The sequence below is a fragment of the Paenibacillus sp. TSA_86.1 genome, assembly GCF_052691815.1.
Genome location: NZ_JBQZGE010000004.1, coordinates 54493 through 71414 on the forward strand (window position 1 = coordinate 54493; position 16922 = coordinate 71414).

General features: G+C 47.1%; 18 protein-coding genes. 16 read left to right on the top strand and 2 right to left on the bottom strand.

All coding sequences use genetic code 11. The features are described 5' to 3' along the window. Nucleotides 1-46: 46 nt before the first annotated feature. Entirely contained in the window at nt 47-916 is an 870-nt protein-coding gene (locus ACUTVW_RS11520; RefSeq protein ID WP_445645928.1) for a YitT family protein, read from the bottom strand. A gap of 196 nt (nt 917-1112) precedes the next feature. On the opposite strand from ACUTVW_RS11520, the gene ACUTVW_RS11525 reads away from it, so the two are divergent. The 16 genes from ACUTVW_RS11525 to ACUTVW_RS11600 all read left to right on the top strand — a co-directional run bounded on the left by ACUTVW_RS11525 (nt 1113) and on the right by ACUTVW_RS11600 (nt 16614). Beyond that, nucleotides 1113-1442 carry a nucleotide pyrophosphohydrolase gene (locus tag ACUTVW_RS11525; protein ID WP_445645929.1) on the top strand — a complete coding sequence of 110 codons (330 nt, stop codon included), beginning with the start codon at nt 1113-1115 and terminating at the stop codon, nt 1440-1442. 50 nt (nt 1443-1492) lie between these two features. Beyond that, complete coding sequence (locus tag ACUTVW_RS11530) at nt 1493-2017, top strand: tetratricopeptide repeat protein (RefSeq protein WP_445645930.1); 525 nt, start codon at nt 1493-1495, stop codon at nt 2015-2017. Nucleotides 2018-2107: 90 nt separating this feature from the next. Continuing rightward, on the top strand, nt 2108-2911 hold the full coding sequence (gene dapB / locus ACUTVW_RS11535) for a 4-hydroxy-tetrahydrodipicolinate reductase (RefSeq protein ID WP_445645931.1): 804 nt from the start codon (nt 2108-2110) through the stop codon (nt 2909-2911). Between the two features lie 18 nt (nt 2912-2929). Then, the gene (mgsA, locus tag ACUTVW_RS11540; RefSeq protein WP_434750578.1) at nt 2930-3370 is read left to right on the top strand and encodes a methylglyoxal synthase; all 441 of its coding nucleotides are present in this window, start codon (nt 2930-2932) and stop codon (nt 3368-3370) included. Further along, entirely contained in the window at nt 3367-4056 is a 690-nt protein-coding gene (bshB1, locus tag ACUTVW_RS11545) for a bacillithiol biosynthesis deacetylase BshB1 (RefSeq protein ID WP_445645932.1), read from the top strand. Before mgsA ends, bshB1 begins: the two co-directional genes overlap by 4 nt. Before the next feature lie 117 nt (nt 4057-4173). Next, nucleotides 4174-5334, top strand: coding sequence for an N-acetyl-alpha-D-glucosaminyl L-malate synthase BshA (gene bshA, locus ACUTVW_RS11550; protein ID WP_445645933.1), 1161 nt, complete (start codon nt 4174-4176; stop codon nt 5332-5334). A 44-nt stretch (nt 5335-5378) separates the two neighbouring features. Continuing rightward, nucleotides 5379-6677: a CCA tRNA nucleotidyltransferase gene (locus ACUTVW_RS11555; RefSeq protein ID WP_445645934.1), complete on the top strand. Its 1299-nt coding sequence runs from the start codon at nt 5379-5381 to the stop codon at nt 6675-6677. Next, the gene (locus tag ACUTVW_RS11560; protein WP_445645935.1) at nt 6664-7641 is read left to right on the top strand and encodes a biotin--[acetyl-CoA-carboxylase] ligase; all 978 of its coding nucleotides are present in this window, start codon (nt 6664-6666) and stop codon (nt 7639-7641) included. The genes ACUTVW_RS11555 and ACUTVW_RS11560 overlap by 14 nt, the downstream gene beginning before the upstream one ends. Before the next feature lie 344 nt (nt 7642-7985). Then, nucleotides 7986-8858, top strand: a complete 873-nt coding sequence (panB, locus tag ACUTVW_RS11565; RefSeq protein ID WP_445645936.1) for a 3-methyl-2-oxobutanoate hydroxymethyltransferase — start codon at nt 7986-7988, stop codon at nt 8856-8858. Then, nucleotides 8858-9760: a pantoate--beta-alanine ligase gene (gene panC, locus ACUTVW_RS11570; protein ID WP_445645937.1), complete on the top strand. Its 903-nt coding sequence runs from the start codon at nt 8858-8860 to the stop codon at nt 9758-9760. The genes panB and panC overlap by 1 nt, the downstream gene beginning before the upstream one ends. After that, nucleotides 9753-10136, top strand: a complete 384-nt coding sequence (gene panD / locus ACUTVW_RS11575) for an aspartate 1-decarboxylase (RefSeq protein WP_445645938.1) — start codon at nt 9753-9755, stop codon at nt 10134-10136. The genes panC and panD overlap by 8 nt, the downstream gene beginning before the upstream one ends. Before the next feature lie 93 nt (nt 10137-10229). Next, nucleotides 10230-10877: a tetratricopeptide repeat protein gene (locus ACUTVW_RS11580; protein WP_445645939.1), complete on the top strand. Its 648-nt coding sequence runs from the start codon at nt 10230-10232 to the stop codon at nt 10875-10877. Nucleotides 10878-11019: 142 nt separating this feature from the next. Continuing rightward, nucleotides 11020-13881 (top strand): ATP-dependent DNA helicase DinG, encoded by a 2862-nt coding sequence (dinG, locus tag ACUTVW_RS11585; protein WP_445645940.1) that lies wholly within the window; start codon nt 11020-11022, stop codon nt 13879-13881. A gap of 209 nt (nt 13882-14090) precedes the next feature. Beyond that, complete coding sequence (locus ACUTVW_RS11590) at nt 14091-14747, top strand: redox-sensing transcriptional repressor Rex (protein WP_434750586.1); 657 nt, start codon at nt 14091-14093, stop codon at nt 14745-14747. Further along, the gene (locus tag ACUTVW_RS11595; RefSeq protein ID WP_445645941.1) at nt 14731-16038 is read left to right on the top strand and encodes an amidohydrolase; all 1308 of its coding nucleotides are present in this window, start codon (nt 14731-14733) and stop codon (nt 16036-16038) included. Before ACUTVW_RS11590 ends, ACUTVW_RS11595 begins: the two co-directional genes overlap by 17 nt. 45 nt (nt 16039-16083) lie before the next feature. Continuing rightward, the gene (locus ACUTVW_RS11600) at nt 16084-16614 is read left to right on the top strand and encodes a DUF5590 domain-containing protein (protein WP_445645942.1); all 531 of its coding nucleotides are present in this window, start codon (nt 16084-16086) and stop codon (nt 16612-16614) included. Between the two features lie 34 nt (nt 16615-16648). Here the strand turns inward: ACUTVW_RS11600 and ACUTVW_RS11605 are convergent, their stop codons facing one another. Beyond that, on the bottom strand, nt 16649-16783 hold the full coding sequence (locus tag ACUTVW_RS11605) for a hypothetical protein (protein ID WP_445645943.1): 135 nt from the start codon (nt 16781-16783) through the stop codon (nt 16649-16651). Nucleotides 16784-16922 lie beyond the last annotated feature (139 nt).

Below are 16922 nucleotides of genomic sequence, written 5' to 3' on the forward strand. Positions count from 1 at the left end.
GTGGAAAGAGGTTTTTTTCTTGCATGTTCAGTAGAACAGAGCAGAGTTAGCTTTCTTTGAACCCTTCGCCGTGCACATCGTGAACATCACTGATAATGACAAATGCCCTGGGATCAATGGAACGAACGATCGTCTGTAGCCTACGAAATTCCTGCCTGGAAATGACACAGTAGGCCATATGTTTTGCTTGCTTCGAGTAAGCTCCGATGGCTGGAATGAGTGTAACGCCGCGATCCATGTCCTTGGTGATCTGATTAGCAATCTCTGGAGCATGATCGCTGATGATCATAAATGCACGGGCTGAGTAGGCACCTTCCTGAATAAAATCGATAACTTTCGATGCAATAAACACGGCTACCAGCGTATACAGGATTTTTTCCTTGGGGATGTAGATGAGAGAAATGCCAATGATGACAAAATCGATGCCTAACAGCACACGTCCCATACTCCATCCATATTTTCGATTCAGGATACGCGCGATAATGTCAGAACCGCCTGTCGTTCCTCCCCAGCGAAATACGATGCCAAGGCCGGCTCCCAAGGTAACTCCTGCATATAATGCGGCCAAGAGGAGGTCATTCTCGGTATGTAATGGTTCAATCCAGCCTTGATGAATCATTTTCTCAAACAGCCACAGAAAAAAGGTCAATGCCCCGATTCCGACTCCGGTGTATATCATCTGTCTGCTGCCGAGCACTTTAAGACCAATCAGAAATAACGGAACATTTAAAATAAGAGTGGTGAGTGATGGGGATATACCAAAGGCATAATTGATTAATACGGTAACTCCGGTAAGCCCGCCTTCCATTAACTGATTGGGGATAATAAAATAAAGAAGCCCGAAGGCATACAAGGCTGTACCCAGTAATATGGGCAGCACGAGTTTTAGTTGAATCCATGTTTTGGCAGTGCTCATAAGATCCCTCTCTGTACTTGGATTAGAATGAGGAAGCAATCATTCCCATCTTAGTATACCTGTTTCTATAATCTTTAAAAATGATTTGTACCGGATATTAAAACGAATTGTGCTATATGATGGGTGGAAGTAAACTTCAATAACTGATATTATTAGGAACAAACACGACATCAGAATAGAAGGAGAACCTGCTCTTATGGAGAAAAGTATGGCGGAAATGCAGCGAGAGGTTGACCTCTATATTTCCCAGTTTAAAGAGGGATATTTCAGTCCTCTGGCCATGCTGGCCCGGATGTCTGAAGAGGTTGGGGAGCTTGCCCGTGAAGTGAATCACGAATTCGGAGAGAAACCGAAGAAGGCTTCTGAAGCTGACAATTCTATTGAACTTGAACTTGGAGATATTTTATTTATCACCATGTGTTTTGCAAACTCGCTCGGTATTGATTTGGCTGAGGCGCATGATAAGGTCATGCATAAATTTAATACCCGCGACGCAAATCGGTGGACTCCAAAAAACACCGATTAGGCGTTGATTACATATGCTGTACCATCACCCGCATGGGGAGGGTCAGCTTGATGATGAAACCGGAAGATTATATGCAGCAGGCTTACCGCTGTATATTGCAAAATGATTTTGAGCAGGCCATTCGTTGGTTCGAAGCGGCTATTCATGCTCACCCGGAACATGCCGAGTTATATTATCGCTGTTCCATCACACACGCCCGAAGCAAACATTTGCTTCCTGCGCTAGAATATGCTCGCAAGGCAGTGGAACTATCCGAAGATGCCGAAGAATATGTGCTGCATCTGCAGACACTTGAGTCGAAGCAACTGACAGTCAAGGCCAAAGTGCTGCTTGAACAGGCAGCAAAGGAGACTCCTAAGCCGTATGTTGAAGCTTCGTTGCTTCTTAAAGAAGCAATCAGGCTTGACCCACTGTCTGTGGAAGCTCATGTGATGCTGGCGCTGGCTTACAGTGATCTGAATGAATATGAAGGAGCCCTTCAGGCGCTACAGGATGCGATTTTGCTTGATCCACAGAATGGGCAGCTGTATCAGATGTTACAACAAACGAAGCAACGTTTGAAATCCATGCAGTAAGTAGTCATCACCGCTAAGCAATGCGGAATGGTTGAACGTGTGGGTTAAGACGATTAGATGATCTAACACAGTGAAGGAGATGCAGCCAAGATGAGTGAAGTGATAAGAGTTGCCGTGATCGGAGCGGCTGGACGGATGGGCCGAGAAGTCGTGAAACTGGTACTGCAGGATCCGGATCTGGAGCTTGCAGCCGCTGTTAACCGCTCCGGAGCAGGCACGGATGCAGGAACACTTGTAGGACTGCCAGCGTGTGGGGTACTGGTAACAGATGATATCGAGATGGCATTCGCTGAGAGCAAACCGCAGGTTATGGTTGATTTTACAGTACCTCAATTCGCCCTTGCTCATACAGAGATTGCGATCCGTCATGGCGTGAGACCTGTCATGGGTGTTACCGGCTTCACGCCGGAGCAGATTGAACAGCTGGACAAGCAATGCCAGGAGAAAGGCATCGGCGGGTTGATCGCGCCTAACTTCTCGATCGGGGCAATCCTGATGATGCGGTTTGCAGCACAGGCAGCCAAACATATGCCTAACGTGGAGATTATCGAATACCACGGTGATCAGAAGCTGGATGCCCCTTCAGGAACAGCAATCAAAACAGCTGAACTCATTGCAGCCAATCGTGAGGAGATTCGTCAAGGTAATCCGAACGAAGAAGAAACGATTGAGGGAGCGCGTGGTGGGTACTATAATGGATTCCGCATCCACAGTGTACGTCTGCCAGGTGTATTTGCACAGCAGGAAGTGGTATTTGGTGATTACGGACAGTCGCTGAAGATTCGTCATGATTCATATGAGCGTGCTGGTTATATGCCCGGAGTCAAGATCGGTGTACAAAAGGTGATGGAATATACAGGACTCGTTTACGGCTTTGACCACTTTATCGACTAAAGGAGATTGAAGATTGTCATGTTGAAAATCGCATTTATTGCCCATGATCGTAAAAAAGAAGAAATGGTAAACTTCGTTACCGCGTATGAGCCTGTGTTTACAGACCATCAATTATATTCAACAGGTACGACCGGTCTTCGTATTATGGAAGGCACTTCTCTGCAGATTCATCGTTTTGAATCTGGACCGCTGGGAGGCGACCAGCAGATTGGTGCACTGGTTGCACAAAATGAGATGGATCTGATCATTTTCTTACGTGACCCGTTAATGGCACAGCCGCACGAACCAGATATTAATGCACTGCTTCGCCTGTGCGATGTACAGGGAATTCCACTGGCTACTAATATTGCAACAGCCGAGATTCTGGTAAAAGCCCTTGATCGTGGTGATTTTGCTTGGAGGGAATTAGTACATAAGTACAAGCCAGAAGCGGGATTGAATACAGGTGACTCTCAATGAGTCTGGATATTCTTATCTTCGGTGCACATGCAGACGATGCCGAGATTGGTATGGCTGGAACGATTGCGAAACATACGGCTGCCGGGTTAAAGGTGGGTGTATGTGACCTGACTCGTGCGGAGATGTCCTCCAATGGCACCGTGGAGCGCAGAACCGAGGAAGCGGAGCAAGCCTCACGCGTCCTCGGTCTTTCGTGTCGAACAAATCTAGGATTACCTGACCGTGGGCTCTATATTACACCAGAACATGTACAAGCAGTTACTGCTGAGATCCGCAGACATGCACCACGAATCGTTTTTGCACCGTATTGGGAGGATCGTCATCCCGATCATATTATGTGCAGTAAACTCGTGCAGGAAGCAGTGTTTAATGCGAAGCTTCGCAATTATATGCCGGACATGCCCGCGGTGCAAGTGAAGGAAACTTATTTTTACTTTATTAATGATATCGGTCCAACGGATTTGATTGTAGATATAACGGAACACTATGAACAAAAAGAAACTTCCCTTCGCTGTTACCGTTCTCAGTTCGAGCAGGGCGAAGGCATTGTATCTACACCGCTGAATCAAGGGTATATCGAACGGGTGAGGGCACGTGATTCCTTGCTGGGACAGCGTAGCTTCATTCCATTTGCAGAAGGATTTGCAACAATAACACCTTATGTAGTGAAACAGTTTGGCGTCTAAACCAAACTCACATCTGAATATATAAACACAGCACATAAACGGATCATAGCATCAATCTATTTCCGTTGCATGATATCAACCTGCAATATGCGGGAGATTAAAGGAGCGTCCAACCGGATGGATCAAAAGCTAAAAATCGGAATCACCTGTTATCCGTCTCTTGGAGGATCCGGGGTTGTCGCAACGGAACTCGGCAAATTGCTGGCCGAACAAGGGCATCAGGTTCATTTTATTGCGAACAGCATTCCTTTCAGATTAGGAAAGTTTCAGAAGAACATTTTTTATCACGAAGTAGAGGTTAATGATTATTACGTGTTTCGTTATCCTCCGTATGACCTGTCTTTGGCGACCAAAATGGCACAGGTAGCGAAGGCACAACAGCTTGATCTGTTGCACGTACATTATGCAGTTCCGCATGCGGTGTGTGCATTTCTCGCGAAACAGATGGTCGGAGACAATCTTAAAGTAGTTACGACCTTGCACGGAACGGATATTACGGTACTGGCTCAGGATGAATCCTTGAAAGACCTGATCCGCCTTGCGATCAATGAGAGTGATGCGGTTACAGCGGTATCCCAAGATTTGATTCGTGAAACGGTTGAACTACTAGACATCCGGCGCCCGATTGACCTAACCTATAATTTTATAGATAAGCGTGTGTATTATCCAAGAGATTCAGCAAGTCTGCGTCGTGATTTTGCTGCACCGAATGAAAAAATATTGATGCATATCTCTAACTTTCGTCCAGTTAAACGAACGCAAGACGTTGTGGAAGTATTTCGTCAAGTTCAGGAACAGGTACCTGCGAAGCTGTTGTTTGTCGGTGAAGGCCCGGACTTACCCAAAATTCAATGTAAAATTAAAGAGTTGGGATTAAGTGATAAGGTCCATTTCCTGGGTAAACAGGACGATATTGCTCATGTAATATCTATGGCGGACATTTTAATGCTTCCGTCGGAAAAAGAAAGTTTTGGTCTTGTAGCCCTTGAGGCGATGGCATGTGGTGTACCCACAATTGGTTCAGAGGCTGGGGGTATTCCGGAGCTTGTTCTACATGGAAAAACAGGATTCCTCTCGCCAATCGGCGATACAAATTCTATGGCTGAGAATGCGATTCGTCTGCTGACGAATGAGCGTTTAGCCGCCGATATCCGGGAGGCCTGTCTTCATCGTGCGCACCATGATTTCTGCAATGACTCCATCCGTCATCAATATGAACAGATCTATTATCGTGTGCTTGGAAGAGAGATCCCCAGTCTGAACCCAGTTTGCGGATGATATTGGGAACGAACCACAGCGGGTAAGAAAAGAGGTGATATGTGGTGGTTCAATGGACACAAGCCGATGGTGTAATGGCAAAACAAAGTGAGGATGTACTCCATCGATTAAATGAACACGGGTTCGAGGCCTATTGGGTTGGTGGATGTGTTCGTGATGAAATACTGGGTCGTGCCGTGGATGACATGGATATTACGACTTCCGCTTCACCGGAGCAAGTCATGGCCTTATTTGATGATTGTATTCCTACGGGATTACAGCACGGGACGGTAACGGTTCGCTCGGGCGGTTATTACTTTGAAGTAACGACCTTTCGGACAGAATCGGAGTATCGGGATAATCGCAGACCAGCAGCCGTTCAGTTTGTGCAGGATATCAAGGAAGATTTAGAGCGGCGTGATTTCACCATGAATGCTCTGGCAATGGACGTGAATGGAGCAATTGTAGATCCTTTTGGCGGACAAAAGGATATTAAGCAAGGGCTTGTGCGTTGTGTGGGTTTGGCGGTTGAGCGCTTTGGCGAGGATGCGCTACGCATGCTGCGCTGTGTAAGGTTCGCTTCCGTATTTGATTTCAGGATTGCACACCATACCTGGAGAGGCCTGGTTAATCAACGAAAATTACTCCAACATATCGCTATGGAACGGGTTCGTACCGAGATGGTGAAAATGATGGCGGGACCTCATCCACTCAAGGGATTAGAATTGTTGTTCCGCAGTCAGGCGCTGGAGTATGTCAAAGCTCCAGTGGATTCCTCCAGATTCAATAAGGAGCTGCTGGTTGGTTTGCAGCGTTTGTCAGGGGAGCATGTATTGCTGCGCTGGTCATGTGTGTTGCTAGCTGGCGGATACAACCGGGAAGAAGCTGACAAGTTATTGCGACAGTGGACCTTTTCCAATGAACAACGTGTTCGTATTACAGGCATACTTCAGGTGGAGCAGCTCGTGACCGATTTTGTAGTGCAGTGTGAGAATGAACGGATGCTGCGGGAAAGCTGGATTGTTACAGTGCTGACATGTGGCGCTCAAGCTGCCAACGACTGGCTGCTCTTGCAAGAGCAATTACCGAAACGGTGGCGTGAAGGTTCTGAACAGACACATGATCGACTCGTTAAAGTTCAAACTCACGCTGCAGGCTGGAGTCAATCCATGCCAGTACACGAAATAAAAGAACTCGAAATCACCGGTGAACAGGTGTTGCAACTGGTGGAGCGCAAGGGTGGACCTTGGCTCGGGCAGCTCATGAAACATCTGCTAAGGGAAACCGCGATCGGAAATATAATGAATCAGCATGAAGCATTACGTGCTGAGGTGAAACGGGAGGCTGCGAATGACCAAGCATGAGGACTTATTACATATGTTGCTTCATGCCGAAGGACAGTTTGTGTCAGGCGAGGAGATTAGCCGGCACCTGTCCATCAGCCGAACCGCGGTATGGAAACATGTCAATAAACTACGGGACCTGGGATATGAGTTTGAAGCGGTTTCGCGTAAAGGATACCGTCTGATCACCAAGCCGGAAAGTATCGATGGGACAGCTCTACAACTGGCACTGAAGAGCCAAACCTTTGGACGTAAAGCGATTATGCTGGCCTCAACCTCATCTACACAGGCTGATGTTCTCAAGCTGGCTGAAGAGGGCGAGGGTGAAGGGGCGGTTGTCTTCGCAGAAGAACAGACAGTGGGCAGAGGTCGTTTCGGCCGAAAGTGGTTCTCTCCTCCTGGGAAGGGCATTTGGATGAGCGTACTGCTGCGCCCGGAATTACCTTTGCAGCACACGCCCCAGCTCACCCTTCTGACTGGTGTGGCTGTATGTCGTGCCATTCGAGCTTATACAGGTGCAGAGGCTGGCATCAAATGGCCGAATGACCTGTTGATTGATGGACGCAAGATATGCGGCATTTTGCTTGAATCTGCGGTGGAGGATCATGAGGTTCGATATTGCATTGCGGGCATTGGTGTAGATGTGAACTTTGATCTCCAGGATTATCCTGAAGATTTGAAGCAAATCGCCACCTCGATCCAGATTGAAACAGGGCAGACGGTTGATCGGACAGGGCTTGCAGCCGCGATTTTGACGGAAATGGAGCATCTCTATTTTTTATATCAAAAAGAAGGATTTGGAGTCATATCTTCACTATGGGAGGCATTGTCCGTATCGCTGAATCGGCAGGTTACTGTCACGAATCCTCATGGCGTCATTGAGGGAATGGCTGTAGGGCTGGACTCTTCAGGAGCGCTGGCGGTGCAAACGCAGGATGGAGAACGTAAACTCATCATTTCCGGTGAAGTGACCTGGAAAAACTGACATTTTGTCGAATGCTCACCGGTTATGAAACTTTAGACGTGAAGTTTGAGCAGAACTTTGGTATACTGTGTTCGTGAGGCGGTATCGGGTTATATACCGAGCTGCACTCCGAGGAGAAGTAACCTTAGTTCTGCTTAAACGTGTTTACGCGGGCAGACAGCAATATCAAGAATCAAGGGAATAAGCACAAATGTGTTGTTGGATTCTGCTCTGAGCCGAAGAGGACCGAGACAGAAGGGACGATCGCAAGTGACTCTTTTTTGACTTTTCGGGACTTTTTAGTGGAAAACTAAAAGGTTTTTTTTGTTGCGTTTAATTGAAAAGGTGAGAGGGGCACAAGACAAATGGCAAACAAACAAGCATTAAACATTGTGAAAATGAAAAAATATAAACAGGATGGCATTCCGCTCAGCATGATTACAGCGTATGACTATCCGACTGCTCTGCTCGCAGAAGAAGCTGGCATTGACATGATTTTGGTAGGAGATTCACTGGGAAACGTTGTATTGGGTTACAACTCAACCTTGCCAGTCACAATTGATGACATGGTTTACCACACTCGTTCGGTTGTGCGTGGTGCAGAACATACGTTTATCGTTGCAGATATGCCCTTTATGACGTATCACGGCAGCATTGATGAAACATTGAAAGGTGTCCGCCGGCTTATGCAGGAAGGCCATGCACATGCGGTCAAATTGGAAGGCGGCGTTGAAATCGCGGAGACGGTCAAAGCGGTAGTTCAAGCAGGTGTGCCTGTGCTCGGACATATCGGGCTGACCCCACAATCGGTGAATCAGATCGGAGGGTACCGAATTCAAGGCAAGGATGCAGCAGATGCAAAACGTCTGATGGATGAAGCCAAAGCGCTTGAAGCAGCAGGGGCGTTTGGCATTGTGCTTGAACTCGTAACCGAAGAAGTTGCCGAAGCGATCTCGAAGGAATTGTCGATCCCGACCATTGGCATTGGAGCAGGACGGGGATGTGACGGTCAAGTACTCGTTTTCCATGATGTGGTTCAATATGCGTCTCCTTACACACCGAAACGCTTTGTTAAAACGTATGGTGATGTAGGAAGTTTGATTCGCAGCAGTATCGAATCTTATGTAAAAGAAGTGAAGGATCGCTCCTTCCCGGCTGAGGAACATGTCTTCAGTGCAGCTGATGGTGTATTGGACGTATTGTATGGACAACGCAAAGAAAAGGCGGAAATTCGCTGATGAAAGTCATACGCACGATCACAGAATTAAGACAGGAATTAAGTCTGATGCGCAGAAACCAAGCTATCCATTCCGAAGAAACGGTGGTTGGACTGGTGCCAACGATGGGATATCTACATCAAGGCCATGCCAGCCTGATGCAGGCAGCGAGACAACAGAGTCACATCGTAGTTCTAAGTATCTTTGTTAACCCGATTCAGTTCGGACCGAACGAAGATTTTGAAAGTTATCCACGCGATGAGAAACGGGATGTAGAAACGGCCCGTGCTGAAGGAGTGGATATCGTATTTATTCCCTCCGTGGAGGAGATGTATCCACAGCCGACACAAACGACAATCACCGTATCCGGGATTACAGAGCGTTTATGTGGTGCATCCCGGCCCGGACATTTTAACGGGGTAACTACTGTGGTTTCCAAACTGTTTAACATGGTGCAACCGCAGAAAGCCTTTTTTGGTATGAAGGATGCGCAGCAGGTGGCTGTTATTCAGCAAATGGTAAATGACCTGAATATGCCTGTTGAGATTGTGCCTTGTCCCATCGTTCGGGAGCAGGATGGTTTGGCCCTCAGCTCACGCAATGTCTATTTGAGCACAGAACTGCGTCAGGAGGCTTTGGTCTTGTCTCATGCACTGCGTGTGGCACAAGAAGCAGTAGAAGCAGGAACAGCCGTTACAGCCGATGATATTCGGCGCTTGTTGCGTGAACATATTACTAACTCCGCGCATGCGATCATTGATTATGCAGAGATTCAGGCTTTTCCAAGCTTGGAGCCACTTGCAGACCATGAGAAAATAAAGGCATATGACGATCTGTTGATCGCACTGGCTGTGAAATTTGGAAAAACAAGATTGATTGACAATATACGTATTCAAAAATTGGAGGTGCTGTCCCATGTTTAGAACACTGATGAAATCCAAAATCCATCGCGCTACTGTAACAGAAGCCAACTTAAACTATGTGGGTAGCATTACCATTGACGAAGATCTGATGGAAACCTCGGATTTGATGGAAAACGAAAAAGTACAAATTGTGAACAACAACAATGGCGCACGGCTTGAAACCTATGTGATCCCAGGTCCTCGTGGCAGCGGGGTCATCTGTCTTAACGGTGCAGCGGCACGCCTTGTACAGCCTGGAGATACGGTAATTATCATTTCCTACGCCGTGATGTCTCAGGAAGAAGCGAATACACATCAACCAACGGTGGTGTTTGTGGATGGTCAGAACAAACCGGTTCAGACTATGAAAAAGGAAGTTCACGCCACGATCTTGTAATCGACTGGGAAGGCGAATGAAATCGGCCCATCCAGCAAAAAATGAGTACAGGTCACTGCACTAATCCATTTTTCCAAGGGTGGGGATGCATCGATGTTCCAGCATGTTTTCGCCGAAATGAACGACATGTTAGATGAAATTATCAAGAGCTATCCTTCCGCTGAAGGTCTGAACAAACAGGAGCTGCAACAGAAATGGAGTCTGCTCAAACGCATGAGTGACGGGATGCTGGATGAATGGCTGATGTTTGAAGAAAAGATGAGTCAGATCCGGGAACGGGAACTCGAAAAACCAGGTTCCCTTGAACCGGAGCAAGAAGCGGTGACAGCTCTGCCTGAACTTCATCTGGAATATTTCAGCCGCGGGCAAGGATACTTCAAACTTCAGATGTATCCACAAGCCATTGATCAATTCTCACGGGTGGTGAGCGACTACCCGGATAGCGCTTTAGCCCGCTTTTATCTGGCACTCGCTCACTTAAGTCTGGAGCAGATGTACGAGTCTGAAACCCATTTACAGCAGATTATGCTACTTAAGGGATCAACAAGACTCAAAGGCCTTGTGTGTAATGCTCTGGGTTGCATTCAGGCGAAGCTTTCCAATCCCGAAGCAGCTTGTTCTCTGTTTGCACAGGCTCTTCAGTACGACCCGACGTTGACCGAACCTCTGTACAATATGGAAGCTTGCAGGTTGAACAGAGGTAAACTGCAATATGCAAACCAGCTGATTGCCCTGAATTAAATGGACATTTGGCGGCAAAAGAACGGTGTTTCCTCCTTTGGCATAGCGGCGGAAACACCGCTTTTTTGTCAGTTAATTTTCAAATGTCCTTTTTTTTGCTATGCTGTAACATAGACTGGAATGGAAGGGATCGTATATTGCAATGAAATTTGCCGTTTTGGATTTCGAAACAACCGGCACGCAGTCCGACGGTGAGATTATTCAGGCCGGACTTGCCATCATAGACCATGATTACAGCATAACTCAAATATATAGTTCTTATGTAAATCCGGGTGTACCGATTCCGCCATTTATTACGGGCTTGACGGGTATTACAGAAGAAGATGTCGCAGATGCTCCGTCTCTCGAAGAGATGATGATGGAGATGGTACCGCTGCTTGACGATGTGGTTTTGGTGGGCCATAACGTTGCATTTGATTTTTATTTTTTGCAGAATGCGCTTGATCGTTGCGGATATTTACCGTTTACAGGCCGCATTCTGGATACCATTGACTTCTTGAAAATCACGTTTCCGTCGCTGGGTTCATACCAGCTCGGTTATGTTTCGTCTGAATTCGGATTTGAGCACGATCGTCCCCACCAGGCAGACAGTGATGCACTGGCAACAGCGCATGTGTTACTTAAATGTCTGGATGAACTGAGAGACCTGCCGTTAATTACAATTCAGCGTCTTAGCGATCTGTTTGCACCAGAGGACAGTGATCTGGGCTGGTTTTTTGACGGGCTGCGTGCGGAGAAGGAAGCTGAACCGATTCAAGACCTTGATGGTCATACGTATTACCGCCAGCTCGCACTGAATGTCAGCGATTGGACAGAAATTGGAGCACCCCGTGATGAGAGAGAAGCGAATCCGTTGGACGGTGTGAGCTTTGATCAGTTCATGGATCAAGTGCGAACCAACCTCAAAGAAACGTTGGATCATTATGAAGAGCGTGAAGCACAGACACAGATGTTTGGCAGCGTGCGGCAGGCGCTGGACGAAGAGAAGCATCTTTTGCTGGAAGCCGGAACGGGAACAGGGAAATCACTTGGATATTTGTTACCCGCTATTTATGAAAGTGTAAAACAGGATCAGAAAGTGATGGTGAGTACTCATACCATTAACTTGCAGGAACAACTGCGTGAACGGGATATTCCGATGCTGACGCAGGTCGTTCCATTTCCGTTTAAGGCTGCTGTCTTTAAGGGTAGAGGCCATTACCTGTGTTTGCGCAAATTCGAACACAAAATCAACAAACGTGAATTTGCTACGCCAAAAGAGGATTACTTCACGGCAGCACAGATGATTGTTTGGCTTACTCAAACGGAAACAGGTGATGATGAAGAACTGAACCTTAGCGCACGCGGAGGAGACTTCTGGGAAACGGTACAGAGTGAGTCTGAGTCCTGTCTGGGCAGATCTTGTCCGTGGTTCCGCAAGTGTTTCTATCATCGAGCCAAACATGAGGCTGGGCTATCGGACATCGTCATTACCAATCACTCCAAGCTGTTTACCGATGTGAAGGCTGCCCATCAGCTATTGCCGGCATATGAAAGTCTGGTTATTGATGAGGCTCATCACCTGGAGGATGTTGCGGGTAAACATTTGGGTCTTCATATGAAGTACTTTACACTCGTACACACACTGACACGTTTGTTTAAAGACAGCCGCAACGGTCAACTGCCGATGCTTCGCTCCCAGCTGTCCGGGCATGAAAATGCGGTACAGTGGGGTTCTATGGTGGATCAGATGTTTCCGCTTGCCGTTGAGGTCAAGGAAATGTGGGATCGGCTGAGCGATGCTCTGTTTAGTCTGTTGCCCGAACGGAGTGACGCTTCTCCAGGAGAAACGGGACAATTCTCGCTACGGATCAAAGCTTCACAGAAACCTGCGAAATGGCAGGATCTACAGGAACTGGAGAACCAGATTTATGTGACTTTGGGTGATTTGGTACGCAAAGGTGACAAGCTGTTGCTGGAAGTGAAAGAAGATCAGGACGATTATCAGTCCGACAGTCTGATTACGGATATCACCGGACTTTTGAAAGATCTGACGACGATGAAGGAGAATTTAAGGTTCTTCATGCGTATGGATGACGCCAAGACGGTGTACTGGATGGAGGCGAGCGGTCAGTTCCGCAGTAAGTCCCTTCAGTTGTATGCTGTTCCGGTAGATGTAAGTGCACAACTGAAGGAGATGTTTTTTGATAAAAAGAAAAGCGTTGTACTTACATCGGCTACGCTGTCGGTTGATAAGTCATTCCAGTTCATGATTGAGCAGCTGGGCTTGCAAGAGGCTGCGGATAATAATCGGCTTCTGACTTCGATGCTGCCTTCTCCGTTTAATTATCGGGAACAGGCATTGCTGGTGATCCCGCGTGATTTTCCAAGTCTGAAAGGCAGTGTAGGAGATGCACACTTTGTACAGATGCTGGTGCAGTCTCTTGCCGAGACGGCCATTGCAACACGAGGGCGCATGATGGTGCTGTTTACTTCCTATAAAATGCTTCGCCAGGTGTACGAACCCTTGAAGGAGGCCTTGTCCGGTAATGACATCTCACTCCTGGGCCAGGGTGTGGACAGCGGCAATCGCTCCAAGCTGACCCGCCGATTCCAGGATGCCAAAGCTGCCGTTCTGCTGGGTACGAGCAGTTTTTGGGAAGGTGTGGATATTCCGGGCGAAGCGCTGACCTGTCTTGCGATTGTGAGACTGCCTTTCCAGCCGCCTAACCATCCGCTTCTGGAAGCGAAGAGTGAGTTGCTGCAAGAACAGAAGAAGAATCCGTTTATGAAACTTTCTGTGCCACAGGCGGTCATTCGCTTCAAGCAAGGATTCGGCCGGCTTGTTCGAACGGGGAAGGATCGCGGTATCGTCATTGTGTATGATACACGAGTGATTGAGGCTTATTACGGCAAGTACTTCCTGTATTCACTGCCGGGACCCAAAATGGAGCATATGCTTACTGAACAGATGGTTCCGCGCATCGCTGAATGGCTGGATCGACCTGCGGGGAAGCAAAATTAACGATTTGTAAGCTATAACGTTGCATTGTACTTCACCATGGCGTTAAACTCGAAGGAGACTTCGAAAAGGCAGCGCATATATGAACTTATAATCCTAACAATACGGGCATTCTGTATGAGGAGTGATGCATGGATTTTGCATGTATACAGAATGCTCATCTTTTCAATATTTATTCTATTTTATCGTGGCAATGGTAAGGGGGAGCAAGAATGAAATCGGATAAAATTTCAGAAGCGGTAGTGCGGCGTCTGCCTGTATATTTACGTTATTTGAACGAGTTGGTTCAGCGTGAGGTGACAACGGTTTCCTCGCAGGAGCTTGGACAGCGGCTGGATCTGAACCCGGCTCAGATTCGCAAAGATTTGGCTTATTTCGGAGATTTTGGCCGCAAAGGGATCGGGTATGACGTCTCTTACTTGATAGAGAAGATTCGTCACATTCTAAAAATCGATCAGCAAATTAACGTGGCTCTGGTGGGAGCCGGTAATCTCGGACAAGCATTATCCAACTACAATGCATATCTGAAGGACAATATGAAGATTGTCGCTATTTTTGATGCCTTTGGACCGAAGATCGGCAGCAAAATTAACAGTCTGACGGTGCAACCGATGGAGGAGCTCGCGGAAGCTGTACAGAAAGATAACATTCGCATCGGTATCATTACAGTGCCGGACATAGAAGCGCAGAACGTTGCTGACCAGCTGATTGACTCGGGAATTGAGGCCATTTTGAATTTTGCACCGACGATTCTAAAAACACCTTCGCATGTTCGCATTCATCACGCTGATTTTACGACCGATTTGCTCAGTTTGGCTTATTACTTGGAAAACGGAAAGGAAGAAGAGCACGATGACAACAACGAATAGATGGGTGATTCAGAATGGTAAATTCGCTGTAAATGAAGGTGCAGACTGGAATGTGGTTCAGGGGTATATGGTCGTTGAGAACGACAAGATTGTGCATATTGGTGAGACGCTGCCGGATGGAGACGAGAACCTGACCAAAGTGGATGGAAAAGGATTGCTCTTCCTGCCGGGTCTGATCAATACGCATGGTCATGCGGCCATGTCACTGCTCCGGGGTCATGGAGATGATCTGGCACTGCAAGTATGGCTACAAGAAAAAATGTGGCCAATGGAAGCGAAGATGACTTCGGAAGACGTCTATTGGGGAGCATCCCTTTCCGTGCTTGAAATGCTGAAAGGCGGAACAACCGCTTTTCTGGATATGTATGACCACATGGATCAGGTAGCTAAAGTCGTTGAACAGTCCGGGGCAAGAGCGGCGCTGGCTCGCGGCGTAATTGGACTTTGCTCCGAAGAAGAGCAGATGCGTAAGCTGGAAGAGTCGGCTGCATTTGCACGTGAATGGAATGGACAAGCGGATGGACGCATCACAACCGTGATCTCCCCGCACGCACCTTACACATGCCCTTCAGATTACATAGAGAAGCTTGTACAGGTTGCACACGATTTAAATTTGCCACTTCACACTCATATGTCTGAGACCTTACGTGAAGTGGAGCAGAATGTGACCGATTACGGCCTGCGTCCTGTAGCGCATCTGGAGAAACATGGATTTTTCTCACGTCCTTCACTCGTAGCGCATGCTGTGCATCTGAACGATGAAGAGATCGAGATCTTGGCACGTCACGATGTCGCTGTATCTCATAATCCGGGTAGTAATTTGAAGCTTGCATCAGGTGTAGCCCGTGTTCCTGCTTTGTTGAAAGCAGGAGTTACCGTCTCTCTGGGAACAGACGGACCGGCAAGCAATAACAATCTGGATATGTTTGAGGAAATGAGACTTGCAGCTTTAATTCATAAAGGAGTATCCGGTGATCCAACCGCCGTGCCTGCTGGGGAAGCATTGCTTCTTGGAACAGCTTACGGTGCGAAGTCCATCTTCCTGAACGATACTGGAGCTCTGCAAGTTGGAAACAAGGCTGATTTTATTGCTCTAAATATTGAACAGGCTCATTTTTATCCGCATACAGACCTCATTTCACATGCGATTTATTCGGCATCAGCTAAAGATGTGGAACATGTATGGGTAGATGGGAAACAAGTCGTGAAACATGGTGAATGTCTGACACTGGATGAAGAGCGTATTTTGCGGGAATCCCAGTTGGCCTTTGATCAATTGCTTGCGCGTTAAGAAGCAGCTGCCATGGGCAGTTTTTAGGGAAAGGAAGTTCAACTCTTGAAGAAAAAAAAGAAGTGGATATGGATATCGCTGCTCATTCTCGTTCTGATCTTGTTTGGACTTCAGCGATATTACGTCTACGTCACGCAGGATCAACGTAAGGAAGAAGCATTGGCTATTCAGGCGGCGCAGAATGAACTTGGCGTTACATCGACTGATGAACTGCGAAAGTACGTGTGGGGCGAAAAGAGTGATGCTGACAACATCTATTGGACGATGTTAGCCAAAAACAAAGACAACCAGGATATCATGGTATGGGTTAAGTTTGATAACAACAACCAGCCCGTCAAAGGTGCAGCAGGGGTGCACAGCGAACTACTGCAGAACGGGATGTCCGAGACGCAGATTCGCAATCGTTTCAGCTCCGACGTGCCCGGTGGGGAGATCAAACGGATCATGCCAGGTGTCGTGAATAATATTTACGTATGGCAAGTGTACTATAACGATGACACGCACAACTATTATCGTTTTTACCGTTTTAGCAATGGAGAGCAAGTAGATTTGGTGTATACCTTACCGAACAGCTAGCTTTTTCTTATCTTCGGAGGCGGTCATTGGACGGTTACGGCTCAACACATGGCAAGATGGCAACGATAAAATCAAGAAAAACCGGCAGACGGGGAACCGCCTGAACCGGTTTTTTGGCATTCCAACCATGGAATGAGAATGAAATAGTTAAAATTAATAATTTATTCATATTTTCACCTTCGATATTGTATATACGATATGATATACTCAGATATGTACTGATATTGATGAAAAACGCAAACAAATCTGCAATGAACGTTGCAGAAAATGATGTACAGCTAATATATATAAGCCTGTAGAACGAGGAT